This is a genomic window from Streptomyces tendae, assembly GCF_008632955.1.
In the GTDB taxonomy this organism is placed as follows: Bacteria; Actinomycetota; Actinomycetes; order Streptomycetales; family Streptomycetaceae; genus Streptomyces.
Genome location: NZ_CP043959.1, coordinates 1,842,453 through 1,865,732, shown reverse-complemented (window position 1 = coordinate 1,865,732; position 23,280 = coordinate 1,842,453). Strand labels below are relative to the sequence as shown.

The 23,280-nt window shown below is 74.4% G+C and carries 24 protein-coding genes, 1 pseudogene and 1 riboswitch; of the genes and pseudogenes, 14 read left to right on the top strand and 11 right to left on the bottom strand.

Going from position 1 to position 23,280, the window contains the following annotated elements; translation table 11 throughout:
• The first annotated feature begins 51 nt into the window (after positions 1–51).
• From F3L20_RS08695 to F3L20_RS08650, 10 genes and pseudogenes are all read left to right on the top strand, one after another.
• On the top strand, positions 52–1,440 hold the full coding sequence (locus tag F3L20_RS08695; RefSeq protein ID WP_150153580.1) for a CoA transferase: 1,389 nt from the start codon (positions 52–54) through the stop codon (positions 1,438–1,440).
• A 433-nt stretch (positions 1,441–1,873) separates the two neighbouring features.
• Positions 1,874–2,881 (top strand): CopD family protein, encoded by a 1,008-nt coding sequence (locus F3L20_RS08690; RefSeq protein ID WP_150153578.1) that lies wholly within the window; start codon positions 1,874–1,876, stop codon positions 2,879–2,881.
• A gap of 99 nt (positions 2,882–2,980) precedes the next feature.
• Positions 2,981–3,964: a DEDDh family exonuclease gene (locus tag F3L20_RS08685; protein WP_150153576.1), complete on the top strand. Its 984-nt coding sequence runs from the start codon at positions 2,981–2,983 to the stop codon at positions 3,962–3,964.
• 98 nt (positions 3,965–4,062) lie between these two features.
• A complete protein-coding gene (locus F3L20_RS08680) occupies positions 4,063–4,296 on the top strand; it encodes a hypothetical protein (protein WP_145825068.1) in 234 nt (77 codons plus the stop codon).
• A 51-nt stretch (positions 4,297–4,347) separates the two neighbouring features.
• Complete coding sequence (locus tag F3L20_RS08675) at positions 4,348–5,154, top strand: SURF1 family cytochrome oxidase biogenesis protein (protein WP_150153574.1); 807 nt, start codon at positions 4,348–4,350, stop codon at positions 5,152–5,154.
• A 199-nt stretch (positions 5,155–5,353) separates the two neighbouring features.
• On the top strand, positions 5,354–6,910 hold the full coding sequence (locus F3L20_RS08670; protein WP_150153572.1) for a sodium:solute symporter family protein: 1,557 nt from the start codon (positions 5,354–5,356) through the stop codon (positions 6,908–6,910).
• The gene (locus F3L20_RS08665; protein WP_150153570.1) at positions 6,907–7,533 is read left to right on the top strand and encodes a sigma-70 family RNA polymerase sigma factor; all 627 of its coding nucleotides are present in this window, start codon (positions 6,907–6,909) and stop codon (positions 7,531–7,533) included. Before F3L20_RS08670 ends, F3L20_RS08665 begins: the two co-directional genes overlap by 4 nt.
• Entirely contained in the window at positions 7,530–7,895 is a 366-nt protein-coding gene (locus F3L20_RS08660) for a hypothetical protein (RefSeq protein WP_206338875.1), read from the top strand. The genes F3L20_RS08665 and F3L20_RS08660 overlap by 4 nt, the downstream gene beginning before the upstream one ends.
• Positions 7,896–7,928: 33 nt before the next feature.
• A complete protein-coding gene (locus tag F3L20_RS08655) occupies positions 7,929–9,710 on the top strand; it encodes a glycoside hydrolase family 15 protein (RefSeq protein ID WP_150153568.1) in 1,782 nt (593 codons plus the stop codon).
• Between the two features lie 4 nt (positions 9,711–9,714).
• Positions 9,715–10,468 (top strand): annotated as a pseudogene (locus tag F3L20_RS08650) (SDR family oxidoreductase).
• 82 nt (positions 10,469–10,550) lie between these two features.
• Here F3L20_RS08650 and amaP read toward each other — a convergent pair.
• From amaP to F3L20_RS08625, 5 genes are read right to left on the bottom strand one after another with little or no spacing between them, the layout of a single operon-like run.
• Positions 10,551–11,129, bottom strand: coding sequence for an alkaline shock response membrane anchor protein AmaP (gene amaP / locus F3L20_RS08645; RefSeq protein ID WP_150153566.1), 579 nt, complete (start codon positions 11,127–11,129; stop codon positions 10,551–10,553).
• Complete coding sequence (locus tag F3L20_RS08640) at positions 11,126–11,758, bottom strand: DUF6286 domain-containing protein (RefSeq protein ID WP_150153564.1); 633 nt, start codon at positions 11,756–11,758, stop codon at positions 11,126–11,128. The genes amaP and F3L20_RS08640 overlap by 4 nt, the downstream gene beginning before the upstream one ends.
• Positions 11,755–12,138: an Asp23/Gls24 family envelope stress response protein gene (locus tag F3L20_RS08635; RefSeq protein WP_150153562.1), complete on the bottom strand. Its 384-nt coding sequence runs from the start codon at positions 12,136–12,138 to the stop codon at positions 11,755–11,757. Before F3L20_RS08635 ends, F3L20_RS08640 begins: the two co-directional genes overlap by 4 nt.
• Entirely contained in the window at positions 12,135–12,320 is a 186-nt protein-coding gene (locus F3L20_RS08630; protein WP_106414848.1) for a hypothetical protein, read from the bottom strand. Before F3L20_RS08630 ends, F3L20_RS08635 begins: the two co-directional genes overlap by 4 nt.
• Before the next feature lie 25 nt (positions 12,321–12,345).
• On the bottom strand, positions 12,346–12,840 hold the full coding sequence (locus tag F3L20_RS08625) for an Asp23/Gls24 family envelope stress response protein (RefSeq protein WP_150153560.1): 495 nt from the start codon (positions 12,838–12,840) through the stop codon (positions 12,346–12,348).
• Positions 12,841–12,926: 86 nt separating this feature from the next.
• Between F3L20_RS08625 and F3L20_RS08620 the strand changes: the two genes are divergently transcribed.
• Complete coding sequence (locus F3L20_RS08620; RefSeq protein WP_150153558.1) at positions 12,927–13,685, top strand: hypothetical protein; 759 nt, start codon at positions 12,927–12,929, stop codon at positions 13,683–13,685.
• Positions 13,686–13,778: 93 nt separating this feature from the next.
• On the opposite strand, the gene F3L20_RS08615 is transcribed toward F3L20_RS08620, so the two are convergent.
• The 3 genes from F3L20_RS08615 to F3L20_RS08605 form a co-directional block, all read right to left on the bottom strand.
• Complete coding sequence (locus tag F3L20_RS08615) at positions 13,779–14,582, bottom strand: enoyl-CoA hydratase/isomerase family protein (protein WP_150153556.1); 804 nt, start codon at positions 14,580–14,582, stop codon at positions 13,779–13,781.
• A gap of 106 nt (positions 14,583–14,688) precedes the next feature.
• Positions 14,689–14,910: a helix-turn-helix domain-containing protein gene (locus F3L20_RS08610; RefSeq protein ID WP_006132657.1), complete on the bottom strand. Its 222-nt coding sequence runs from the start codon at positions 14,908–14,910 to the stop codon at positions 14,689–14,691.
• Between the two features lie 384 nt (positions 14,911–15,294).
• Positions 15,295–16,893 (bottom strand): ABC-F family ATP-binding cassette domain-containing protein, encoded by a 1,599-nt coding sequence (locus F3L20_RS08605; RefSeq protein ID WP_150153554.1) that lies wholly within the window; start codon positions 16,891–16,893, stop codon positions 15,295–15,297.
• Between the two features lie 212 nt (positions 16,894–17,105).
• Between F3L20_RS08605 and F3L20_RS08600 the strand changes: the two genes are divergently transcribed.
• Entirely contained in the window at positions 17,106–17,519 is a 414-nt protein-coding gene (locus tag F3L20_RS08600) for a VOC family protein (protein ID WP_145825687.1), read from the top strand.
• Between the two features lie 228 nt (positions 17,520–17,747).
• On the opposite strand, the gene F3L20_RS08595 is transcribed toward F3L20_RS08600, so the two are convergent.
• From F3L20_RS08595 to F3L20_RS08585, 3 genes are all read right to left on the bottom strand, one after another.
• On the bottom strand, positions 17,748–19,025 hold the full coding sequence (locus F3L20_RS08595; protein WP_167534674.1) for a hypothetical protein: 1,278 nt from the start codon (positions 19,023–19,025) through the stop codon (positions 17,748–17,750).
• Between the two features lie 308 nt (positions 19,026–19,333).
• Positions 19,334–20,461, bottom strand: a complete 1,128-nt coding sequence (locus F3L20_RS08590; protein WP_150153552.1) for an alpha/beta hydrolase — start codon at positions 20,459–20,461, stop codon at positions 19,334–19,336.
• Between the two features lie 132 nt (positions 20,462–20,593).
• Complete coding sequence (locus F3L20_RS08585; protein ID WP_150153550.1) at positions 20,594–21,325, bottom strand: class II aldolase/adducin family protein; 732 nt, start codon at positions 21,323–21,325, stop codon at positions 20,594–20,596.
• Positions 21,326–21,480: 155 nt separating this feature from the next.
• On the opposite strand from F3L20_RS08585, the gene F3L20_RS08580 reads away from it, so the two are divergent.
• Both F3L20_RS08580 and F3L20_RS08575 read left to right on the top strand, forming a co-directional pair.
• A complete protein-coding gene (locus F3L20_RS08580) occupies positions 21,481–22,734 on the top strand; it encodes an inorganic phosphate transporter (protein WP_150153548.1) in 1,254 nt (417 codons plus the stop codon).
• A gap of 28 nt (positions 22,735–22,762) precedes the next feature.
• The gene (locus F3L20_RS08575; RefSeq protein WP_145825085.1) at positions 22,763–22,984 is read left to right on the top strand and encodes a hypothetical protein; all 222 of its coding nucleotides are present in this window, start codon (positions 22,763–22,765) and stop codon (positions 22,982–22,984) included.
• Between the two features lie 198 nt (positions 22,985–23,182).
• Positions 23,183–23,254: riboswitch (cobalamin riboswitch) on the top strand.
• The last annotated feature ends 26 nt before the right edge of the window (positions 23,255–23,280 follow it).

Below are 23,280 nucleotides of genomic sequence, written 5' to 3'. Positions count from 1 at the left end.
CGTCGTCCCGGACGGTGCGATCGCGGGCGGGCGGTGCTGCACAGTGAGGTCATGAATCCTCTCGCGTCCTTCTGGTCCGGTCTGGGCGGCGCCCCCGCCCTCCTCGCCCGGGTGTCCGCCGTCGAGCGGCCCGCCGTACTGCCCTCGCGCCTGCCCGTGCGGGAGACGGCGCGGGCGTGCGTCGGCGTGTGCGCGCTGGCCGCCGCAGAACTCACGGCCCTGCGCACGGGCGGCGAGGTCCCGGCGGTACGGGTGGACGACGGGGCGGTCGCCACGGCGTTCGTGAGCGAGCGTCACCTGCGGATCGACGGGCGGGCCCCGGAGAACTTCGCGCCGCTCTCCCGGTTCTGGCGCACCGCGGACGGCTGGGTGCGCACCCACGCCAACTATCCGCACCACCGGGCCCGGCTGCTCGCCGCGCTCGGCACGGGCGACGATCCGGACGCGGTGGCCGCGGCGCTCGCGGGAAGGTCCGCGTACGAGGTGGAGGACACGGTCACCGCGGCCGGGGGCCTGGCCGTCGCCCTGCGCACGCCCGAGGAGTGGGCGGCGCACGAGCAGGCGGTTGCGGTCGCCCGGCACCCCCTGGTGGAGCGGGAGCAGCTGGACACGGCCCCCGCGCGGGAGTTCACGCCGTCCGGCGGGAAAGGGGGCCCGCTGCTGCCCGCCGCGGGACTGCGGGTGCTCGACCTCACCCGGGTCCTCGCCGGTCCGGTCGCCACCCGCACGCTCGCCCTGCTCGGCGCCGACGTGCTGCGGCTGGACGCCCCGGGGCTGCCCGAACTGCCCGACCAGCACGCCGACACCGGCTTCGGCAAGCGGTCGGCGCTGCTGGACCTGGCCGCCGGCCGGGACACGTTCGAGGAACTGCTGGCGCGGGCGGACGTGGTGGTCACGGGGTACCGTCCGGGCGCCCTGGACCGCTTCGGGCTGAGCCCTCGCGCGCTGGCCGAGCGACGGCCCGGGGTGGTCGTGGCGCAGGTGTCGGCGTGGGGGACCTCCGGGCCGTGGGCGGGGCGGCGGGGCTTCGACAGCCTGGTGCAGGTGGCCACGGGGATCGCCCGGATCGAGGGCGAGGCGGACCGGCCGGGCTCGCTGCCCGCACAGGCCCTCGACCACGGCTCTGGCTACCTGCTCGCGGCCGGCGTCCTGCGTTCCCTCACCGAGCAGGCGGAGGCGGGCGGCAGCAGACTGGTACGGGTGGCCCTGGCACGCACGGCGGGCGAACTGCTGGCGCCGGCAGCCGAGCCCGGGAACGGCCGTGAAGGCGAGTCGCTGTCCGACGACGACGGCGAGGCGTCCGCCGCCCGCTGGCTGGCGGAACGGGACAGCCCCCTGGGCCGGCTCCGCCACGTCCTCCCCCCGCTGCACTTCGAGGGCGCCCCAGCCAACTGGCCACACCCACCGGCCGCTTGGGGAACGGACCCGGCACGCTGGTGAGTGCCCGGCGCTCCCGCGCCTCGGCGGCGCACGCCCGGCGACGGGTGCGGGCCGGCCGCGTCGGTGCCTCGCGCGAACTGACGGCCCGCTGCCGGCAGCCCGTCGGCCGCGAGCGGCCTCACCGCCGGACGGCCCGCCCGAACGAGGGGGCGGGCCAGGGGCGCCGGAGACACGCGCCGCGCGAGCCCGGGCGCGGCGCCCGGGCCGAGCGGCGGCGGACCCGCCCGGCGCGCGCCGCTGACGGTCGTCGGCCCCGGTGACGTCGCGGCCGGCGCCCCGCCCCGGCCGGGTGTGCGCCTCGAGTGAGTGCCCGGCGCTCGGGGCGTGGGGGGCGGCGTGCGAGGGTGGCGTGGTCGGCGCTCGAGCGAGGGGACATCGTTCGTATTCCGGGCGGCACTTGCCCCGCTCTGTGTGATCTTGTGAAGATCCTGGGGTGACTCTGACGAAACCCAGGTCCCGGACGGCCGGTGCGCGCGGCGGCACGCGGCGCCCCGGTGCCGGTCGGGCCGTGGCCGTCCTCGTCCTGGTGGCGCTGGGCGCGCTGATACCCCTGCTCGGCCCCTCGCCGGCGCTGCACGGCACCGGCGAGGCGGACGCACCCGGCACCGGTGGCATCGCCCTCCTGCGCACGGTGCTGTTCGCGGCGCTGGCCGTGTCCGTCGGTGAGCTGTTCGCCACACGGATGGCCCGCGCCCTCCCCGGCGCGCCCGCCGCCCTCCCCCGCGGCTGGTCCACCGCGGCCGACGCCGTCGGCTTCGTGGCCGCCCTCGGACTCGCCTCCGTGGTGGCCACCGGCAACCTCGTGCCCGCCGGTCTCGCCGACATCGACGTCGGCGGCCTCTACGAGACCCGGGACGGCAAGCTCGCCCTGCTGGAGGTCAACGGCTTCCTCGCCGCGGCCCTGTGCGCCGCCTCCGGCCGTCCCGCCACGCAGGCGCTGCCGCTCGCCGCCGTCGTCGTCGCCGAGGCGCTGCGCGCCCATCCGACGACCGAGTACAGCCCGCTCGTCGGCTCCGGTCTGACGCTGCTCCACCTGACCTGCGCCTCACTGTGGGCGGGCGGCCTGCTGCACGTCCTGCGCACCCTGCGGCTGTGGGAGCGCGCGGAGGCGGGAGCGGCCCTTCTGGGCCGCTACGCGCGCGTGGCGGTCGTCCTGCTCGTCGTCATCACCGCGACGGGGGTGTGCAGTTCGCTGCGCCGGATGCCGCCCGGGACGGTCCTGGAACAGCTGACGGACACCGCGTACGGGCGGGTGCTGCTCGCCAAGGTGATCCTGATGGCCGGTGTCGCCGCCCTGGCCCTGTGGGCCCGGGTGCGGCTGGCCCGCGCGGCCGATCCGCTGACCGCGAGTTCACCCGCGCGGGCGGAGGTGTACGTACTCGCCCTGGTGGTCGCGGTGTCGGGACTGCTGACGGCGCTGCCGGTGCCGATCCGCTGGTGAGGGGCCCGGCGCGGCACCCTGGGCGCGGCCCGAACGGACGGGCCGCGCGGGGGACCTGACGGACAGGTCTGTCAGTAGTGGCCCGTATCCTCGTGAACCATGCTCGAAGACCTCACCGCCGCAGCCTTCTCCCCCACCGCGTGGCCGGCCGCGTATCCGCGGGGATACGCGGTCGTTGACGTGGAGACCACGGGGCTGGCCCGGGACGACCGCATCATCTCCGCGGCCGTCTACCGGCTGGACGCGCGCGGCGAGGTCGAGGACCACTGGTACACGGTGGTCAATCCGGAGCGGGACCCGGGCCCGGTGTGGATACACGGACTGACGAGCGACGTGCTGGAGGGCGCGCCGCTCTTCGCGGAGATCGCGGCGGAGTTCGCGGCCCGGCTGGAGGGCCGGGTGCTGGTGGCGCACAACGCCGTCTTCGACTGGCAGATGATCGCCCGGGAGTACGCCCGCGCGCGTGGCGAGGCCCCGGTGAAGCAACGGCTGTGCACCATCGCCCTGTCCAAGGAGCTGAGGCTGCCCCTGCCCAACCACAAGCTGGAGTCGCTCGCCGCGCACTTCGGTGTGGTGCAGCAGCGGGCGCACCACGCGCTGGACGACGCGCGCGTGCTGGCGGAGGCCTTCCGGCCCAGTCTGCGGGCCGCGGCGGCGGGCGGCGTACGGCTGCCTCTGCACGAGTGCCGGCCGCTCACCGAGTGGAGCGACCGCCCGCGCATCGGGCAGCAGGCGGGCTACGGCGGGCGGCAGCCCGCCAGTTGGCGCCCGTCCCGCAAAAGGCCCGCATGCGCCTATCCCAACCCAGGCCGGTACGAACCGGGCAAGCGACTCAAGCAGGGCATGCGGGTGGCGTTCTCCGGGGACACCTCCGTCGAGCGGGACCTCCTGGAGGACCGGGCGACCGAGGCCGGGCTGCACGTGGCGACCAGCCTGTCCCGGCTCACCAGCCTCCTGGTCACCAACGACCCGGACTCGGGCACGTCGAAGGTGGTCAAGGCCCGGCAGTACGGCACCCCGGTGGTCGACGAGGCCGCCTTCGGCCAGCTCCTCGGGGACGTCCAACCGGCGTCGGAGGGCTGACCCCGGCCCGCGCGTGCGCCCGCGCGGACGGGTGATTGGCCGGCGACTCGCCCGACACCCGCTCGCCCGCGCCCGGCCGACGGCCCACGCTGAGGCACATGGCGACCTGCGAAGTATGCGGCAACAGTTACGGAATGACCTTCGAGGTGCACGCGCAGGGCGCGGTGCACGTCTTCGACTGCTTCTCCTGCGCGATCCACCGCATGGCCCCGATCTGCGAGCACTGCCGGGTGCAGATCATCGGCCAGGGCGTCGAGGCCGACGGTCACTGGTACTGCGGCGCCCACTGCGCCCGCGCGGAGGGGAGGGCGGGCATCGTCGACCGGGTGTGAGGCTGCGTACCCCCCGCACAGCACCTCACGGCCGGGTTGTACGGTCGTGGGGTGTACCGCTTCCTGCTGTCCCGGCAATGGGTGACCCTGACCCTGGTCGCCCTGCTCCTCGTCCCCACGATGATCGCGCTGGGCATATGGCAGATGACCCGCTACGAGGAGCGGTCCGCCAGGAACCAGCTGGTCACCGACGCGCTGGCCGCCGATCCGGTGCCGGTGGAGGAGCTGGCGGCCCCGGGGCACGCCGTGACCCGCCCCGAGCGGTACCGCACGGTGACCGCCACGGGCCGCTTCGACACGGACGCCGAGGTGGTCGTCCGCCGGCGCACCAACGCCGACGAGGAGATCGGGTTCCACGTCCTGACCCCGTTCGTCCTGGACGACGGCAAGGTGCTGCTGGTCAACCGCGGCTGGATCCCCTCCGACGGGCCCAGCCAGACCGCGTTCCCGAAGGTGCCCGCGCCGCCCGCCGGTGAGACCACGATCACGGGCCGGCTGATGCCGGACGAGACCACCGAGGCCAGCGGCATCAAGGAGCTCGAAGGGCTGCCGGACCGGCAGATCATGCTGATCAACAGCGAGCGCGAGGCGGAGCGGCTGAATGCCGACGTGCTCGGCGGTTACGTGGCGCAGACCGCGCCCGAGCCGCGGAACGGCCTCCCGCAGCAGCTCGGCGACCCCGGCAAGGAGAACGCGGCGCTGAACTACGCATACGCGATCCAGTGGTGGCTGTTCGCGGCCGCCGTGCCGGTCGGCTGGTTCGTGCTGGCCCGCCGCGAGGCCCGCGAACGCGCGCAGAAGGCGGAGCAGGGTCCGGACACCGAGTCCTCCGACACCCCCCGCCCGGCGGCCGTCTGACCACCGGACCCGGCGTACCGGGAGAGTCCGCCCGCACCCCGGGCGACTCTCCCGGTACGCCGGGTTCTGTGCGAGAGTGGCGCACCGGTCGGGCGTGTTGCCGGTGTGTTCCGGACAGGGACGGACCGGTTTCCGTCATCCGGACGGGCCGTCCGCGCAACTCTCCCCCGAGGGCACAGCACACCAAGGACGGTGATTCATGGCCGGCGGCGCCATGACCGCGACGTTCCTCGCCGTGATCGGCGGGGCGTCGCTGCTCGCCGTCACCGCGCGCCGGCTGCGGCCGAGCGACCGGCTGCCGTCGCTGGAGGGCTGGGCGCTGGCCGACCGCGGCCTCGGGCCGGGCTGGACCTGGCTGCTGCTCGGCGGGACGGTCTACACCGCGTACACCTTCACCGCCGTACCGGGCCTGGCGTACGGCAACGGCGCGCCCGCCTTCTTCGCGGTGCCGTACACGGTGATCGTCTGTCCTCTGGCGTTCGTGCTGCTCAGCCGGCTGTGGAGCGTGGCCCGGCGGCACGGCTACATCACCGCCGCCGACTTCGTGCGCGGCCGCTACGGCTCGCCGCCGCTGGCCCTGGTCGTCGCGCTGACCGGGATCCTGGCGACGATGCCGTACCTGGCGCTGCAGCTCCTCGGCATCCGCGCGGTGCTCACCGCCGGCGGGCTGTATCCGCACGGCGCCACCGGCGACCTGGTGATGGTGGCGGTGTTCGCGGGGCTGGCGGTGGCCACCTACCGGCACGGGCTGCGCGCCCCCACGGTGATCTCCGCGCTGAAGGCGGCGGCGGTGTTCGTCTCGCTGACCGCGGTCTGCTGGCTGGTCCTGGAGCGGTTCGGCGGTCCCGGCGCGGTGTTCGACGGGGCCGCGCGGGCCCTCGGCGGCACCGACGCGGCCCACTCGCCCCTGGTGCTCACGCCGGACCAGCGGCCCGCCTATGCCACGCTGGCGCTCGGCTCCGCGCTGGCCCTGCTGATGTACCCGCACGTGCTGACTGCCGGGTTCGCCGCCGACGGCACGCGCACGCTGCGCAAGGTGTCGGCGGGACTGCCCGCCTGGACGGCGCTGCTCGCGCTGTTCGGCTTCCTCGGCATCGCGGCCCTCGCCGCCGGTGTGCGGGCCCCGGAGGGCGGTGCGGAGGCGGCGGTGCCGATGCTGGTCGACCGGCTGATGCCGGGCCCGCTGGCCGGGCTGGTGTTCGGTTCGATCGTGGTCGGCGCGCTGGTGCCGGCGGCGGTGATGTCCATCGCGGCGGCGACCAGCTTCGTGCGCAACGTGTACGTCGAGTACGTCCACCCGACGGCCACCCCGAAACGGCAGGTGCGGGTCGCCAAGGCCGTGTCACTGACCGCGAAGGTCGGCGCGGTGGCGTTCGTGTTCGGGCTGCGCGACCAGGACGCGATCAACCTCCAGCTGCTCGGCGGGGTGTGGATCCTGCAGATCTTCCCGGCGGTGGCCGTCGGGCTGTACACCCGGTGGCTGCACCCGCGGGCGCTGCTCGCCGGCTGGGCCGCGGGCATGGCCGCCGGGACGTACCTGGTGGTGCGCGAGGGCTTCTCGTCCATCGTGCCGCTCGGCGCCGGCTCGCCGTCGGTCTACGCCGGGGTCGCCGCGCTGGTGCTGAACCTGACCGTCGCGGTGGCCTGCACCGTCGTCCTTGCCCGCCTGGGCGTCCCGCGCGGCGCGGACGCCACCGACCTGTCGTCCCGCCCGCGTGCGGGGCGACGTCCACCGACGGGAGCGAACAACCCGTGAGACGCAGACACCGCCCGCCGGCCACGCTGGCCCCTGCCCCGGCCGCCCCTCCCCCGGCCGCCGTCACACCGCCCGCCCCCGCGGTGCCCGGCCCGCTCGGGTCCGCGGTCACCGACCCGGAGGACCTGGAGCGGGAGGCCGGGGTGGCCCGCCTCTTCGAGCTGCACTACTCCTCGATGCTGCGGCTCGCCGTGCTGCTCGGCGCGGACGACCCGGAGAACGTGGTGGCGGAGGCGTACTACCAGGTCTACCGCAGGTGGCGGCGGCTGAAGGACGTGGCGGCGGCGGAGGCGTACCTGCGCTCCACCGTCTGTGACCTGACCCGGATGCGGATACGTCACCTCCAGGTGGCCCGCCGGCACGAGGAGCAGCCGGCCTCCCCGCCCGAGCAGACGGTGGCCTCCGCCGAGAACACCGCGCTGCTGCGGGACGACCAGCGGGTGCTGATCGGCGCGCTGCAGCAGCTGCCGGCCCGGCAGCGGGAGGCGCTGGTGCTGCGCCACTGGCTCGGCCTGAAAGAGGCCGAGATCGCCGCCGCGATGGGCATCTCCCGCGGCTCCGTCAAGACGCACACCTCACGCGGCATCGCCGCGCTGACCCAGGCCATGGAGGCCCGGCGATGACGCATCGAGATGCGACTCCGTCGCGTGGCACCAGCCGGGACCGCAGCGGCCGCGAGCGGTCCGAGCCGCCCCGGCCGCCGGGCGCGGACCGCACCGAACGGGAGCTGGCCGAGGCCCTGCACGCCCTGGCCGGCGGGGTGCTGCCCGACCCCGACGCCTACCGCACCGCGCGCGGCGAGTGGCTGCGCCGTGAGCGCCGGCGGCGGCTGGTGCTGACCGTGCTGGTCGCCGTCGTCTTCGCGCTGGCCACGCTGATCGGCCTGTGGGTGCTCAACCAGGCGCCCGCGGAACCCGGCGTGATCTTCTCCGGCAACGGGGCCGCGTCGGCCGACGGTCCGTCACTCCCCCGGCCGCCGCGCTGATTGCCGCACCCGGTGGCCGGGAACCCGCACCCCGTGCACCGTATCGAGGACTACGCGCTCATCGGCGACGAGCAGACCGCTGCCCTGGTGGGCACCGACGGGTCGATCGACTGGCTCTGTCTGCCCCGCTTCGACTCGGCGGCCTGCTTCGCGCGGCTGCTCGGTGACGAGAACAACGGGCACTGGCGCATCGCCCCGCCGGGACAGGTGCGGTGCGCGCGCCGCGCCTACCGCGAGGACAGCCTGATCCTGGACACCGTGTGGGAGACGCCCGACGGCGCCGTGCAGGTGACGGACCTGATGCCGCAGCGGCACCGGGCGCCGGACCTGGTGCGGATCGTGCAAGGGCTCAGCGGTGAGGTGACCGTGCGCAGCACGCTGCGGCTGCGGTTCGACTACGGGTCGGTGGTCCCGTGGGTGCGCCGGGCCGACGGGCACCGGGTGGCGGTGGCCGGGCCGGACTCGGCGTGGCTGCGCAGCGTGCCGGAGGTGCACACCTGGGGCGAGGACCTGGGCACCCACTCGGAGTTCACGGTGAGGGAGGGCGAGCGGGTCGCCTTCGTGCTCACCTGGCACCCCTCGCACGAGCCGCGGCCCGCGCTGGTCGACCCGTACGCCTCGCTGCGGCACAGCCTGAAGGACTGGCAGGCCTGGGCGGCCCGGTGCCGCTACCGGGGGCCGCACCGGGACATGGTGGTGCGGTCCCTGATCACGCTGAAGGCGCTCACCTACCGCCCCACCGGCGGGATCGTCGCCGCGCCCACCACCTCCCTCCCGGAGGAGCCGGGCGGGGTACGGAACTGGGACTACCGCTTCTGCTGGCTGCGGGATTCCACGATGACCCTGAGCGCGCTGCTGGCCGCCGGCTACCAGGAGGAGGCGGAGGCCTGGCGCGACTGGCTGCTGCGCGCGGTGGCGGGCGACCCGGCGGACCTGCAGATCATGTACGGGCTGGCGGGTGAGCGGCGGCTGCCGGAGTTCGAACTGCCGTGGCTGTCGGGCTTCAACGGCGCCGCGCCCGTACGGGTCGGCAACGACGCCGTGAAGCAGCTCCAGCTGGACGTGTACGGGGAGGTCGTGGACTCGCTTGCGCTGGCCCGGCGTTCGGGGTTGCCGGGGAAGCCGGACGTGTGGGCCCTGCAGTCGGTGCTGCTGAACTTCCTGCGCACGGCCTGGCGTCAGCCGGACGAGGGGCTGTGGGAGGTGCGCGGCGGCAGGCGCCACTTCGTGCACTCCAAGGTGATGGTGTGGGTGGCCGCCGACCGCATGGTGCGGGGGCTGGAGGCGTTCCCGGACCTCGACGGCGATCTGGACGGCTGGCGCACGCTGCGTGACGAGGTGCACCGCGAGGTGTGCGAGAAGGGCTACGACCCGGTGCGCAACACGTTCACGCAGTCCTACGGCTCGCGTGAACTCGACGCGGCGCTGCTGCTGATCCCCCGGGCCGGCTTCCTGCCGCCCGACGACCCCCGGGTGCTCGGCACCATCGAGGCGATCCAGGCGGAGCTGGGCCAGGACGGTCTCGTACGCCGCTACACCCCGGACGCCACCGGCCTGGACGGGCTGCCCGGGCAGGAGGGCACCTTCCTGGCGTGCGCCTTCTGGCTGGTGGACGCCCTGCACATGACGGGCAGGACCGAGGAGGCCCGCGAACTGTTCGAACGGCTGCTGGGGCTGGCCAACGACGTGGGGCTGCTGGCGGAGGAGTACGACACGGCGAGCGGGCAACTCCTCGGCAACTTCCCCCAGGCGTTCAGCCACATCGGACTGGTGAACAGCGCCCTCGCCCTGTTCGGGGACGAGGGGGCAGGATAGGGCCATGGATCTTGGACTGAAGGACCGGGTGTACGTCGTCACCGGGGCCACCCGCGGACTGGGCCACGCCTCCGCGCGGGCGCTCCTCGCCGAGGGCGCGAAGGTGGTCGTCACCGGGCGGAAGGAGGACGCGGTCGCCGAGGCCGCGTCCGCGCTGGGACCGGACGCGGCCGGGGTGGCCGTCGACAACGCCGACCCCGGGGCCGCCGAGCGGCTGATCGCCACCGCGCGGGAGCGGTTCGGCCGCTTCGACGGCGTCCTCGTCAGCGTGGGCGGGCCGCCGCCGGGGTTCGTCGCCGACACCACGGACGAGCAGTGGCAGTCGGCTTTCGAGTCGGTGTTCCTCGGGCGGTGCGGCTGGCCCGCGCGGCGGCCGGGGAGCTGGGCGAGGGCGGTGTCATCGGCTTCGTGCTGTCCGGTTCGGTGCACGAGCCGATCCCGGGCTCACCATCTCCAACGGGCTGCGGCCGGGGCTCGCCGGCCTCGCCAAGTCCCTCGCGGACGAACTGGGCCCGCGTGGCATCCGCGTCGTGGGCCTGCTGCCCGGCCGCGTCGACACCGACCGGGTCCGTGAGCTGGACTCCCTGTCCGCCGACCCGGAGGCCACCCGCCGGGCGGCAGAGTCCCGCATCCCGCTGCGCCGCTACGGCACGCCGGAGGAGTTCGGCCGCACGGCGGCGTTCCTCCTCTCCCCCGCGGCGTCGTACATCACGGGCGTGATGCTCCCCGTCGACGGCGGCTCCCGCCACGGCTTCTGACCCCGCACCCGCCCGGGCGACTCCCCTGGCGGGGAGTCCCCGGGCGGGCCGCCGCTCCTGTGCGGGCGCCGGCGGGCCCGTGTCAGGTGACTCGTTCCGGGCGGTGTTTCTCCGCTCGGAGGTGGACCTCCGTGGGGAGGGCCGTCAGGCCCGTGGAGTCGCGGGCGTGGGTGAGGGCGCCGGTGGTCAGGGTGTCCAGGGCCGCACCGGGGTCGACGTGGGGTTCCAGGCGCAGGACCATCCGGGCCCGCGGCCCGCCGTGCCGACCGGTGAGCAGGACGCGGGCCTCGGCGACACCGTCCTGCCGGTTCGCCTCCTCGGCGAGGGCCTGTTCCAGGGCCCGGCCGCGCAGCGCCGCGCCCTCGCCGTCGCGGCTGTCGACGAGGATCTCGCCCGTCCGCCGCTTGCGCACCACCGCGACCAGCCACCACAGGCAGAGCAGCACCAGCACGGCGAGCACGGCGATCACCACCGGCCACCACCAGCCCTGGTCCCGCCAGCGGGTCCGCTCTGAGTCGTCGAGCAGCACGTCGTGCCGGCCGTCGTGCAGCCACCAGGACGGTGCGGGCGCGCCCAGCCCGATCGCCAGCACCGACCCGCCGAGGGCGATCAGCACCAGCCCCGCCAGCGCGAGCAGCACACGGTTGACACCCTTGATCACGGCTTCCGTCCCTTCCGGCCGGGCCGCCGCACCCGCAGCGACAGGGTGGACGGCCGGGCCAGGCCCAGCCCCCGCAGCGCCTCGTCCAGCACCGCGGTCAGGTCGGCCCGTACGTCGTCGAGGTCGCGGAAGTGCGACACCGCGTGGACGTCCGTCTTCCGCCGCTTCACGGTGACCCGGGCCGACTGCACGCCGGCCACCTCCAGGCACCGGTCCCGCAGCACGGTGGCGGCGGCCTCCCGGTCCAGTCCGGCGCGGACGTCGGGGTGCGTGCGGCGCATCGGCAGCAGCGAGCGCAGGCCGGGCGTGACGGCGAGCACCAGCAGCCACAGGCCGAGCGCGGCGGCGACCGCGGCGCCGGTCAGCACCCAGATGTCGTCCAGCGGACGCTCGGCCAGTTGCCGGGCGAGCTCACGGCGCCAGCTCATCCCGGCCCGGTCGGCGCGCACCGCGACGACGTCGTACAGGAAGGCACCCGCGATCACCAGGATCACCAGCGCCAGCAGGCCCGCGGGGATCCGGCGGGCCGACCAGAAGCGCCGGTGGCCGCCGGGGACGGGGCTCGTGGTCGCCCCGCTCGCCGCGGGCGGGGGCGCCGTGTCCGCCGTGGCGTTCGGGGGCCCGGTCATGGTGTCCTCCCGCCGACTGCTTCGGGCCGCACGGCCAAGTGCAGCCGTTCCACCTGGACGACGACCTCCGGCACGACCATGTCCGCCAGGGCGCGCACCCGCTCGACCACCTGCCGCCGCACGGTCGCGCACCGGTCGCCGATGTCGCCGGGGTAGTCGAGTTCGACGTGCACCCGGACCCGGGCGCTGCCGTGGCGGACGACCACGCTCGCGTGCGGCGGCGCGGCGTCCGGCGGCAGCACGCCGACGGCTTCACGGGCCGCCTGGGAGGCGATCTTCGCGACCACCCGGTCGGCGATCGTGGTCACCCCGCGTTCGCCCGGAGCGACGGTCCGCGGGTCTCCGGCCGGCTCGGCCACCTCTGTGCCCACCGCGGTCACCGCCGCCGTTCGTCACGGGGACGGAAGAAGTCGCCGAGTTCCAGGTCCCCTTCGAGCAACCTGCCGACGACGAAGCCCACGGCGCCCAAGGCCGCCACGAGCAGGAAGGCCCCGAATCCGCCGAAGTATCCGGCGAAGCCCAACGCCATGCCGGCGATCATGCCGACGACGGCCATCCTCATGCTGTGCTCCTCCGCTCAGCGTGTCTCACTGCAGTCGGGACTCCGGCTCGTCCTCTTCCTCGTCGGGCAGTTTCACGTCGCTCACCGCGATGTTGACCTCGACCACCTCGAGGCCGGTCATCCGCTCGACGGCCGCGATCACGTACTCCCGTACGTCCCTGGCGACGTCGGCGATGGACACGCCGTAGTCGACGACGATCTCCAGGTCGAGCGCGGTCTGCACCTCGCCGACCTCAACCTTCACGCCGCGCGTCGCCGACTTCGACCCGCCGGGCACCCGGTCGCGCATGGCGCCGAAGGTCCGCGAGATCCCGCTGCCCATGGCGTGCACGCCCACGACGTCCCGCGCGGCCAGCCCGGCGATCTTCTCCACCACACCGTCGGCGATGGTGGTGCGGCCCCGGTCGGCGGGGGCGCCGCCGCCACGTCGCGTGCCCTGCCCCCGGTGCGAGCCGGATTCGCCCCGGTCCTTCTCGGTGTCAGGACCCCGTACCGAGCCGCCTTCGGTCATGTCGGTCATCGCCCTACATCCCTTCGGTCGTCCTCCTTCGACCACCGTAAGTGCGCTTGCCCCGATTCGCGCCCGCGATACGGCAGGCTGGAGGAATGACGGCGGACCGATGGACACGGATGGTGCGGCAGCAGGCGGGGCTGGGCAGGATCCTGCCGCTGGGCGGGCGGCATGACGGTGTATGGATCGCGGAGCGGGCGGCCGGTACGGCGCTGCGGCGCGCGGCGGAGCGGGAGGTACCGGAGGTGCGCGTGGACGGGCTGCGGCTCGGGCTCGCCGACGACCTGGAGGAGGCACCGGAGCCCGCCGTGCCGGCCCCGCCGAGCGCGCTGCCCGCGGGACCGCTGCGGCTGACGGCGGAGTTCGCCGCCACGGCGGCGTGGCCGCTCCCGGAGATGGCGTCCCGTCTGCGCACGGCCCTGGCGGTGGCCGCCGCGGAACGCGTGGGGCTCGCGGTCGAGGAGGTGGATCTGCGGGTGACGGAACTGCTGGACACAGAGCCGGACCTGCCGCCGCCGTCCGCTTCCGACGCTTCCGACGCACCCGCGGACCGGCCGGAAACGGACGGGACGGACGGTGTGGGCCGTGCGGGTGACGCGGAGACGGAGCGGGTCGCGGCGGCGGTGCTCGCCGTGCCGGGGGTGAGCCGGCTGACGGGCACATGGGGCCGGCCGGTGCGGCTGAGCGAGCGGCCGGCCGGGGACGACGCCCTGCCCCGGCGGCACGCGCGCGTGGACCTCGCGGTCGGGGCGGAGTTTCTCCCCTTGGAAGTGGCGCGGGCGGTACGCGCGGCCGTGGCGGCGTCGCTGCCGGACCGGCCGACGGTGGCCGTGCTCGTCACCGACCTCGACTGACCGGCCGAGGCAGCACGCGCGCACGCGGTGGCGGGGCGGAGCCCGCGGAGGAAGCCGCCCCGCCGCCTCGGCCGACTCGCCGCCCGCTGCTCGCTACTCGCCGAGGCCGGCCAGGTCGCGCAGACGGCGGGCCTGGGCGGCGCGCTCGGCGGCGCGCTGGTCGTCGTAGGTGCGGGTCCGGGCGCCGCGCAGCAGGGCCTTCGTCTCGATCACGGCGTCGCGGGGCGCGGCCAGCAGCGCCGCGGCCAGGTCCTGGACGGCGGCGTGGAGGTCGGCGGCGGGCACGGCGAGGTTGGCCAGGCCGATGTTCACCGACTCCTCGGCCGTGACGAAACGCCCGGTCGCGCAGATCTCCAGCGCGCGGGCGTATCCCACGAGGCCGACGAGGGGGTGGGTGCCGGTCAGGTCGGGCACCAGGCCGAGGCTGGTCTCCCGCATGGCGAACTGCACGTCGTCCGCGACGACGCGCAGGTCACAGGCGAGGGCCAGCTGGAACCCGGCCCCGATGGCATGTCCCTGGACGGCGGCGACGGTCACCAGGTCGTTGCGCCGCCACCAGGTGAACGCCTCCTGGTAGCCGGCGATGGCGGCGTCCAGCGCGGCGTCGTCACTGCGCGCGAGGTCGATGAACGACGGCTCGCCCGGGATTCCCTCGGGCGAGAGCATCTGCCGGTCGAGCCCGGCGGAGAACGACTTGCCCTCCCCGCGCAGCACCACGACCCGGACGGAACCGGGCAGCAGCCGGCCCGCCTCGGCCAGCGCGCGCCACAGAGCGGGGCTCTGCGCGTTGCGCTTGGCCGGGTTGGTCAGCGTCACCGTGGCGATCGCGTCGTCGACGGTGAGCCGAACGCCGTCCTTGTCGAGTACCGGACCGAGGTCCTGGGGGGACGAAGCCATGGGGCGCCTCCGATGGGTGCGGTCGTCTAAGTGACTGCACAGTAACCACCCGGCCGGTCAGCCGGCCGACCGGGTGGTCACCATCGGGTCTGCGGGGCGCCCGGGGTCAGGCCGACGGAGACTTCTTGCCCCGTGTCGCCCCGCCACGCCCTCGGAGCGTGACGCCCGACTCACTCAGCATGCGGTGCACGAAGCCATACGAGCGGCCGGTCTCCTCGGCCAACGCCCGGATGCTCGCACCGGCGTCGTACTTCTTCTTCAGGTCTGCCGCGAGCTTGTCGCGCGCGGCGCCGGTCACCCGGCTGCCCTTCTTCAGAGTCTCGGCCACCCGTGCCTCCTCATGGGAAGTGCGCTCTGGTCTCCTCATGATCACCCCTCCCGAGCCCGATGGCCACCCATTCGGCAAGGTCGATGAGACCAGCTTGTGACGACGGGAGCGCGTCCCCACATCCGGAATGAGGAATTCCACGGGGCTTTTCCGCGACCGCCGATCGGGTTTCTCCGAGAAGTGCCAGGTCAGAAAGGGGCGGCGGCCGGACCCCGGTTCTGCGGGGGTCCGGCCGCGAAATCCGTGTAGGACACACCTCGGGATGAGGAGATCTCACACGATTGATGGATCACCGATGGGCCGAATGATCCATACGCAGTGGATCACGCATTCGATCACACACGGATGACGGTCCTGCCGGCCCGGCCGGTCACGCCGACCGGGTCAGGCGAGGGCGACGAGGTCCGCGTAGTCGGAGCCCCACAGGTCCTCGACACCGTCCGGCAGCAGGATGATCCGCTCCGGCTGGAGCGCCTCGACGGCGCCCTCGTCGTGGGTGACGAGGACGACGGCGCCCTTGTACGTGCGCAGGGCGCCGAGGATCTCCTCGCGGCTGGCCGGGTCGAGGTTGTTGGTGGGCTCGTCGAGCAGCAGCACGTTCGCCGAGGAGACCACGAGGGTCGCCAGGGCGAGCCGGGTCTTCTCGCCGCCGGAGAGGACTCCGGCCGGCTTGTCGACGTCGTCACCGGAGAACAGGAACGAGCCGAGCACCTTGCGGACCTCGACGAGGTCCATGTCGGGCGCCGCGGAGCGCATGTTCTCCAGCACCGTGCGGTCCGGGTCGAGGGTCTCGTGCTCCTGCGCGTAGTAGCCGAGCTTGAGGCCGTGACCCTCGATGACCCGGCCGGTGTCGGGCTTCTCGACGCCGCCGAGGAGGCGGAGCAGGGTGGTCTTGCCCGCGCCGTTGAGACCGAGGATGACGACGCGGGAGCCCTTGTCGATGGCCAGGTCGACGTCGGTGAAGATCTCCAGCGAGCCGTAGGACTTCGACAGTCCCTCCGCCATGAGCGGGGTCTTGCCGCACGGGGACGGGTCGGGGAAGCGCAGCCTGGCGACCTTGTCGGACTTCCGCTCGGCCTCCAGGCCGGAGAGCAGCTTGTCCGCCCTGCGGGCCATGTTCTGCGCGGCGACGGTCTTGGTGGCCTTGGCACGCATCTTGTCGGCCTGGGAGTGCAGCGCGGCCGCCTTCTTCTCGGCGTTCTGCCGCTCGCGCCTGCGGCGCTTCTCGTCCGCCTCGCGCTGCTGCTGGTAGAGCTTCCAGCCCATGTTGTAGACGTCGATCTGAGCGCGGTTGGCGTCCAGGTAGAACACCTTGTTGACGACCGTCTCGACCAGGTCGACGTCGTGGGAGATCACGATGAAGCCGCCGCGGTAGGTCTTGAGGTAGTCCCGCAGCCAGACGATCGAGTCCGCGTCGAGGTGGTTGGTCGGCTCGTCGAGGAGCAGGGTGTCCGCGTCGGAGAACAGGATGCGGGCCAGCTCCACGCGGCGGCGCTGACCGCCGGAGAGGGTGTGCAGCGGCTGGCCGAGCACCCGGTCGGGGAGGTTCAGCGCGGCGGCGATGGTGGCGGCCTCGGCCTCGGCGGCGTACCCGCCCTTGGTCAGGAACTCGGTCTCCTGGCGCTCGTACTGCTTCAGCGCCTTCTCGCGGGTGGCGCCCTGGCCGTTGGCGATGCGCTGCTCGTTGTCCCGCATCTTGCGGATCAGTACGTCGAGGCCGCGGGCGGAGAGGATGCGGTCACGGGCGAGCACGTCGAGGTCGCCGGTGCGGGGGTCCTGCGGGAGGTAGCCGACCTCGCCGGAGCGGGTGACGGTGCCGCCGGCGGGGATGCCCTGGCCGGCGAGGACCTTGGTGAGGGTGGTCTTGCCCGCGCCGTTACGGCCGACCAGGCCGATGCGGTCGCCCTTGGCGACGCGGAAGGTGGCGCTTTCGATGAGGACGCGGGCACCGGCGCGCAGCTCGATGCCGGAGGCGGAGATCACGGACAGACTCCAGGGCAGTTGGGGGTGGCGGTGGGCGGCTGAGGACGTTCCCGCCGTCTAATGCGCGAGGAGAATGGCCATGCGAGCCATTCTAACGGGGCGGTGCAACCTCTTTTCCGCACGCGGTTCTTCCCCGGCGGCCGTCGGTGACCGGTGCCACACTGGGCGACGACGGCATCCCTGTACACCCCGGACACGAGGAAGTGATCGCCATGGCAGGCACGGGCAGCACACGTCCGAGCGTCGTTCCGACGCTGTTGTACAAGGACGCGAAGGCGGCGGTCCGGCAGCTGACGGAGGCCTTCGGATTCACCGAGCTGTCGGTGTACGAGGGTGAGGACGGCACGGTGATGCACGCCGAACTGGCCCAGGGCAACGGTGTGGTGATGCTCGGCTCCGCGGGGCGCGGCGGGGCGTTCGACACGGCGATGAAGGGCGCGGGGCCGGCGGGGGTGTACGTCGTGGTGGACGACGTCGACGCCCATCACCGGCGGGCGGTGGAGCAGGGGGCGGAGGTGCTGATGCCGCCCACGGACCAGGACTACGGGTCGCGGGACTACATGGCTCGTGATCTGGAGGGCAACGTGTGGAGCTTCGGCACGTACGCGCCGGAGGCGGGCGCGTAGGCGGACGGGGCGGGGTCGTCGCCCTTCGCGCCGGCGGGGCGGGTGCCTCGGCGGCACGGGTGCGTGGGCGGGGCGCCTCGTAGGAACCGGTGCGCCGGTGCTGGGGCACGCCCAGGCCGTGAGGGTGCTGGGCCGCGTGGGGCGGCGGACCCGCCGTGGGGGTGCCGCTGCGCCCACCCTCCCCCATCGCCCCGGCGGCACGACTGCCCGCAGCGGCGGGGCGGGCGGTCAGCCGCCTGTGTGGACCTGGAAGGCCGCTCTGCGGACCGCCTTCGCGAAGGCCGGGTCCGGGTGGGCGGCGGCCAGGGCGACCAGGACCTGGACCGTGCGGGGGTGGCCCACCGCACGGACCTCGTCGAGGAGGGACGGGACCGTGGGCTGGACCGCGGTCTCCAGATGCCGCACCAGCAGCGGAGCCTCACCGTGGTCGGCGACCGCGGCCGCCGTGTCGACCCACAGCCACGTCGCCTCCTCGCGGGTGAGCACCTCGTGCGCGTCCTCGGGGTCGACGCCGTCGTGCTCGGCCAGCCACAGCAGGGCGTACGGCCGCAGCGCGGGCTCGTCGAGCACGGCGCGCACCTCGGGCTCGGCGGGCGCGCCCACCACCCGCAACGCCTCGAAGGCGAGGCCGCGCAGGAGGGCGTCCTCGCCCCGGGCGGCGGCGATCAGCTCGGTGACGGCGCTGCCGACCGGGCGGGCGGCCAGCCAGGCGCGGTACTCGGCCCGGGCGGCGGCCGGACGCAGCCGCGCGCAGCCGCGCAGCATGTCCTCGGCGCCCTGTTCGATGTTCCCGGCGGGGCTCTGCGCGGCGACACAGATCTGCTCCAGCTTGACCCACACCGCCCAGCTGCCGAGCGGTGTGAGGGTGGCCTGTCCGTCGCCGTAGGTGAGGGCGCCGACGGAGGCGAGGGCGCGCAGCGCCCAGTCCAGCAGCGGTTCGAGCGGAGCGTCGGCGGTGGGCGGCTCGGCGGGCGCGGGGCGGGGCTCCGGGGCGGCGGCGGGCGTTCCGGGCCGGGGCCCGTAGTCGACCTCGCAGCGCTCGGTGCGCAGTTCGGTGACGCGCTGCTCCAGCAGGTCGAGCAGCTGGGGCACGGGCACGGGCCCGGCGGACAGCTGCAGGAAGGAGAGCACCTGCGGCATGGCCGTCACGACCTCGGCGACGGCGGCCGGCTCGTGCTCCCCGGGTTCGGGGCAGGCGAGCGACCAGGCGTCGCAGAGGGCGACCCAGCCGCGCAGCACGGCGCTGTCGTCGCGGTCCCAGGCGCGCAGCCGCCAGCCGGGACGGGCGCTGTCGCCGTGCACCTCGATGAGACCGGCCAGCCGGGCGGTGTCCCAGTCGGCACGGACCTGATCGGCGGTCAGTCCGAGGGCCTCGGCCGCCCGCCGGGCGGTCGCGTCGGACAGGGTGGCCTTGCCGTCGGCGGTGGCGCTGTCGCCGCCGGGGCCGAGGGCGCGGTCGGCCCAGCGGGCCACCCGGGCGGCCGCGGCCAGCACGGAGCGAGCCATTCCGGCCAGCTCGGCCGGTGCGGGCGTGCCCTCCGGGGGGCGGGGCGCGGGGCGGCGGGCGCGCCGCCGCTCGATCGCTGCGGGGGCGCCGGCCAGGGGTCGCGGACGGACGAGTCGAAGCCTGGAGTCGCGCGGGATACGGGACGTCACGGGTGCAGTCTTCCTGGTGACGGACCGAAAGCCCAAACGGAATGCCGACGGGGGTCGCGGGGCCGGTCACCGTCCGGGCCCGGACGGGGCCGGAGGGGCCCGATCAAGCCACTGGTACGACGGTAAACGGAATCCTCCGCACCGCCCTTGTGCGGGCGTCACATCAGGGGGGTGAGGAACCTCCGCAACGACTCCTCGTACGCGTCCGGGTCGGCGTTCCACATGGCGGCGTGGGAGGCGCCCCTGACGGTCTGCAGGGTGACGGTGTTCGGATGGGCGGCGGCGAGCCGGCGGGAGAACCGCCAGGGCGCCACCGTGTCGTCGGGGCCGTGGAAGATGTGCGTCGGGACCGTGATGCCGTCCAGGTGGAGGGCGCCGGGCCGGTGGTCGCCGTACAGGCCGGTGCGGCCCTGGGCGGCGCGGACCGCGAGCGGCAGCAGCGCGCCCGGGGTGCGGTGGGCGTGGGCGAGGGCGCGCAGGGTGGACTCCCAGTCGAGCACCGGGGAGTCCAGGATCAGGCCGGCGACCCGGTCGCGGGCCTCGGAGCGGGCGGCGGCGCGCAGCGCCATGGTCGCGCCCGTGGACCAGCCGTAGAGGACCACCCGGCGGGCGCCGGAGTCCACCGCGTGCCGCATCACGGCGTCGAGATCGCGCCATTCGGTCTCGCCGAGGTGGTTGAGCCCGTCGGGGGAACGGGGCGCGTCCGGGTCGCCCCGGTAGGCGGGGGCGAGCACCGGGAACTGGTTGCGGCGCAGGGCCTGGAGGACGTTCAGGGTGTGTTCCCGGGTGGTGCCGAGACCGTGCACGGCGATCACCCAGGTGTCCCGGGCGCCCTCCACGAACCATGCGGGCAGGGGACCGAGTTCGCCCGGCACGTCGACGACGGTGTGGTCGACGCCGAGCGCGGTCCCCGGGTCGCCGACGTACACGTTCGGCGTGAACCTGGCCCGGTCGCCGGGTTCCGGTGTGCCGTAGGTCACGCGTTCCAGGCGCCGTACGACGGTGTCGGCGGGGTTGGAGGCGACGGACAGCACGGGTCCCACCACCGCGTGGAAGCCGCGGCCGACGAGGCCGTGGCGACCGGGCCGCAGCGCGGCGAGGTCACGGGTGAGGGTGACCTGTCCCGCGGCGGTGGCGTGGACGGTGAGTCCGGGCTCGGTGGGCAGGGGTTTGCCCGAGGGGATCCTCAGGGCAGCGTCGCTGGCGAACCGGCCGGCGGCCACGGCGGCGGCGCCGGCCCCTATCACGGCGGTGACGGCAGCGGCCGTCGCTCTGACAGTGCGCACGCCTCCCAGTGTCGGGTCCGGACGGGGACGCGGCCAGTGGGCGCGTCCCGGACACCGGCAACCGGCCCGGCCGCTCACGGCCTCGGCCCGCCGCCCCGTCGGCACCGCCGCCGTGGCGCCGTAACCGCCTGGTCACCCCGGCTGCCCGTACCCCCGCAGCCGCCCTTCCACCTCCGTCAGCTGTTCGGCGCTCAACAGGCTGGGGGACAGTCCCGGCACCGAGGAGGCGGTCAGCCACACCCGGCACATCCACTCCAGCTGGGCGGTGCGGTCGTAGGCCTGGTCGAGGGTCGCGCCGTAGGTGAGGGTGCCGTGGTTGCGCAGCAGGCAGCCGGTGCGGTCCTCCAGGGCGCGCAGGGTGTGCGCGGCCAGCTCGGGGGTGCCGTAGGCGGCGTAGCGGGCCACGCGGACGGGGCCGCCGAGGGCGGCGGTCATGTAGTGGATCGGCGGCAGTTCGTCGACGAGGGTGGAGACGGCGGTCGCGTGCACGGCGTGGGTGTGCACCACGGCGCGCGCGCCGGTCTCCCGGTACACGGCCAGGTGCAGGGGCAGCTCGCTGGTCGGGACCAGGGTGCCGAGCACCTGCCGGCCGGTGAGGTCCACGCCGGTCACGTCGGCCGGCCGGAGCCGGTCGTACGGCACCCCCGAGGGCGTCACCAGGACGGTGTCGCCGACCCGTACCGAGACGTTGCCGGAGGTTCCCACGACGAACCCGTCGGCGACGGTGCGGCGGGCGGTTTCCACCACCTCCGCCCAGGCCCGCGCCGTCTCCTCCCCCACCCGTCCGGCGGGCGCACCCCCCGTGTCCCGGGCGCCGCTCACGGCGCCTTCCGCTTCCCGCTCGCGCGGGCCCTGTTCAGCCATGCGGCGATCCTGCCAGGAGCCCATGCGGCCTGGGCTGTCCGGCGGAGTACCGACCCCCTTTTACGGTCACCACGATGCCCATTCCAGTTCATCTTCCGTTCACCCTGGTTACCTACGTTCGACCAGCCAATGACCTCGAACGATTGCCTGGGTAAATGGAAAGCTTCTCGCTGATCCTCGCGATTGTGGTGGTAACCGCACTCGCGTTCGATTTCACGAACGGTTTCCACGACACCGCGAACGCGATGGCAACGACCATTTCGACCGGTGCGCTCAAGCCCAAGGTCGCGGTGGCCATGTCCGCCGTGCTGAACCTTGTCGGCGCATTCCTCTCGGTGGAGGTCGCGAACACGATCTCCAAGGGCCTCGTCGACGAGGCCGGCATCCGTCCCGAGGTCATCTTCGCCGCGTTGGTCGGCGCGATCCTCTGGAACCTCCTGACCTGGCTGGTGGGCCTGCCGTCCAGCTCCTCGCACGCCCTCATGGGCGGTCTGATCGGCGCCACCGTCGCCTCCGCCGGCTTCGGCGCGGTGCACGGCGACGTGCTGGTCACCAAGGTCCTCATCCCCGCGATCGCCGCCCCGGTGGTGGCCGGCGTCGCCGCGCTGCTGGCCACCCGGCTCACCTACCGGACGGGCCGGAACATCGACGGCAAGTCCTCCGAGAAGGGCTACCGCGCCGGGCAGATCGCCTCCGCCGGCCTGGTCTCCCTGGCCCACGGCACCAACGACGCCCAGAAGACGATGGGCATCATCACCCTCGCCCTGGTCGCCGGCGGCGCCGTCGCCCCCGACTCCGACCCGCCCGTGTGGGTCATCCTCTCCGCGGGCGTCGCCATCGCCCTCGGCACCTACCTGGGCGGCTGGCGCATCATCCGCACCATGGGCAAGGGCCTGACCGACCTCCAGCCGCAGCAGGGCTTCGCCGCCCAGACCAGCGCCGCGACGGTCATCCTGGCCTCCTCGCACCTCGGCTTCTCGCTGTCGACGACGCACTCCGTCTCCGGTGCCGTGATGGGCGCGGGCCTGGGCCGCAAGGGCGGCGTGGTCCGCTGGTCCACGGCCACCCGGATGTTCGTCGCCTGGGGCCTGACGCTGCCGGCGGCCGCCTTCGTCGCGGCGCTCGCCGAGTGGGTGTGCGGCTTCGGCGACTGGGGCACCGCCGTCGTGGCCGTCTTCCTGATCGCCTCCAGCGCGGCCATCTGGAAGATCTCCCGGCGCGAGGTCGTCGACCACACCAACGTCAACGACCACGACGCCCCCTCCGAGGAGCCCCCCGGTGTGGTGACGCAGGCCATCGCGGCGGTGACCCCGCCGCCGGCGAACCCGGCCGCCGAGGAGCTCTCGGCCACCATCCCCGCCCCCGCGGCCACCGACCCGCAGGCCCCGTCGGCCGCCACCACCGTCTGACCGCGCCCGGCACGAAGGAAGAAGCACCATGACAATCGACTGGGCGGCCCTCGGCTCCGTCTTCGGCGTCAGCCTCGTGGTCACCGTGGCCCTGGTGGCCGTGTTCACCCTCGGCATCTCCGGTCTGTCCCGCCGCGAGCGGGCCACCGCCGAGGGCCGGTCCGCGGCCCTCGCGGTCACCGGCGCCTACGCCTGCTTCGCCGCGTGCGCGGCGGCGGTCGGCTACGGCATCTACCTGATCGTGGCCTGATCACAGGCCGCGTGCGGCGGCGGGCGGGACGGGAGCACCGGCTTCCGTCCCGCCCGCTTCCGCGTGCGCGGCCCCGCCGCCGTTCACCCACGTGAGCACCTCTGTGGGCCTCAGCACACTTGAGCCCCGCAGGTCAACGGCAAGTTGACGGCCCTTCCGGGACCGTGGTGGACTGCCTCAGCCATCACGGCGACAGGAGAGGAAGCCGGTGCGAATCCGGCGCGGTCCCGCCACTGTCACCGGGGTTGACCCCCCGGGAGCCAGGAACTCTCGTCGCCGGTCTCGTCGAACCAGGG

Coding starts and splice junctions, on each gene's coding strand:
- F3L20_RS08600 (WP_145825687.1), top strand. CDS start 17,106: ATGGCAGGCACGGGCAGCACACGTCCGAGCGTCGTTCCGACGCTGTTG.
- F3L20_RS08685 (WP_150153576.1), top strand. CDS start 2,981: ATGCTCGAAGACCTCACCGCCGCAGCCTTCTCCCCCACCGCGTGGCCG.
- F3L20_RS08640 (WP_150153564.1), bottom strand. CDS start 11,758: ATGACCGGGCCCCCGAACGCCACGGCGGACACGGCGCCCCCGCCCGCG.
- F3L20_RS08660 (WP_206338875.1), top strand. CDS start 7,530: ATGACGCATCGAGATGCGACTCCGTCGCGTGGCACCAGCCGGGACCGC.
- F3L20_RS08670 (WP_150153572.1), top strand. CDS start 5,354: ATGGCCGGCGGCGCCATGACCGCGACGTTCCTCGCCGTGATCGGCGGG.
- F3L20_RS08620 (WP_150153558.1), top strand. CDS start 12,927: ATGACGGCGGACCGATGGACACGGATGGTGCGGCAGCAGGCGGGGCTG.
- F3L20_RS08680 (WP_145825068.1), top strand. CDS start 4,063: ATGGCGACCTGCGAAGTATGCGGCAACAGTTACGGAATGACCTTCGAG.
- F3L20_RS08615 (WP_150153556.1), bottom strand. CDS start 14,582: ATGGCTTCGTCCCCCCAGGACCTCGGTCCGGTACTCGACAAGGACGGC.
- F3L20_RS08575 (WP_145825085.1), top strand. CDS start 22,763: ATGACAATCGACTGGGCGGCCCTCGGCTCCGTCTTCGGCGTCAGCCTC.
- F3L20_RS08625 (WP_150153560.1), bottom strand. CDS start 12,840: ATGACCGACATGACCGAAGGCGGCTCGGTACGGGGTCCTGACACCGAG.
- F3L20_RS08695 (WP_150153580.1), top strand. CDS start 52: ATGAATCCTCTCGCGTCCTTCTGGTCCGGTCTGGGCGGCGCCCCCGCC.
- F3L20_RS08580 (WP_150153548.1), top strand. CDS start 21,481: ATGGAAAGCTTCTCGCTGATCCTCGCGATTGTGGTGGTAACCGCACTC.
- F3L20_RS08595 (WP_167534674.1), bottom strand. CDS start 19,025: ATGGCTCGCTCCGTGCTGGCCGCGGCCGCCCGGGTGGCCCGCTGGGCC.
- F3L20_RS08630 (WP_106414848.1), bottom strand. CDS start 12,320: ATGAGGATGGCCGTCGTCGGCATGATCGCCGGCATGGCGTTGGGCTTC.
- F3L20_RS08585 (WP_150153550.1), bottom strand. CDS start 21,325: ATGGCTGAACAGGGCCCGCGCGAGCGGGAAGCGGAAGGCGCCGTGAGC.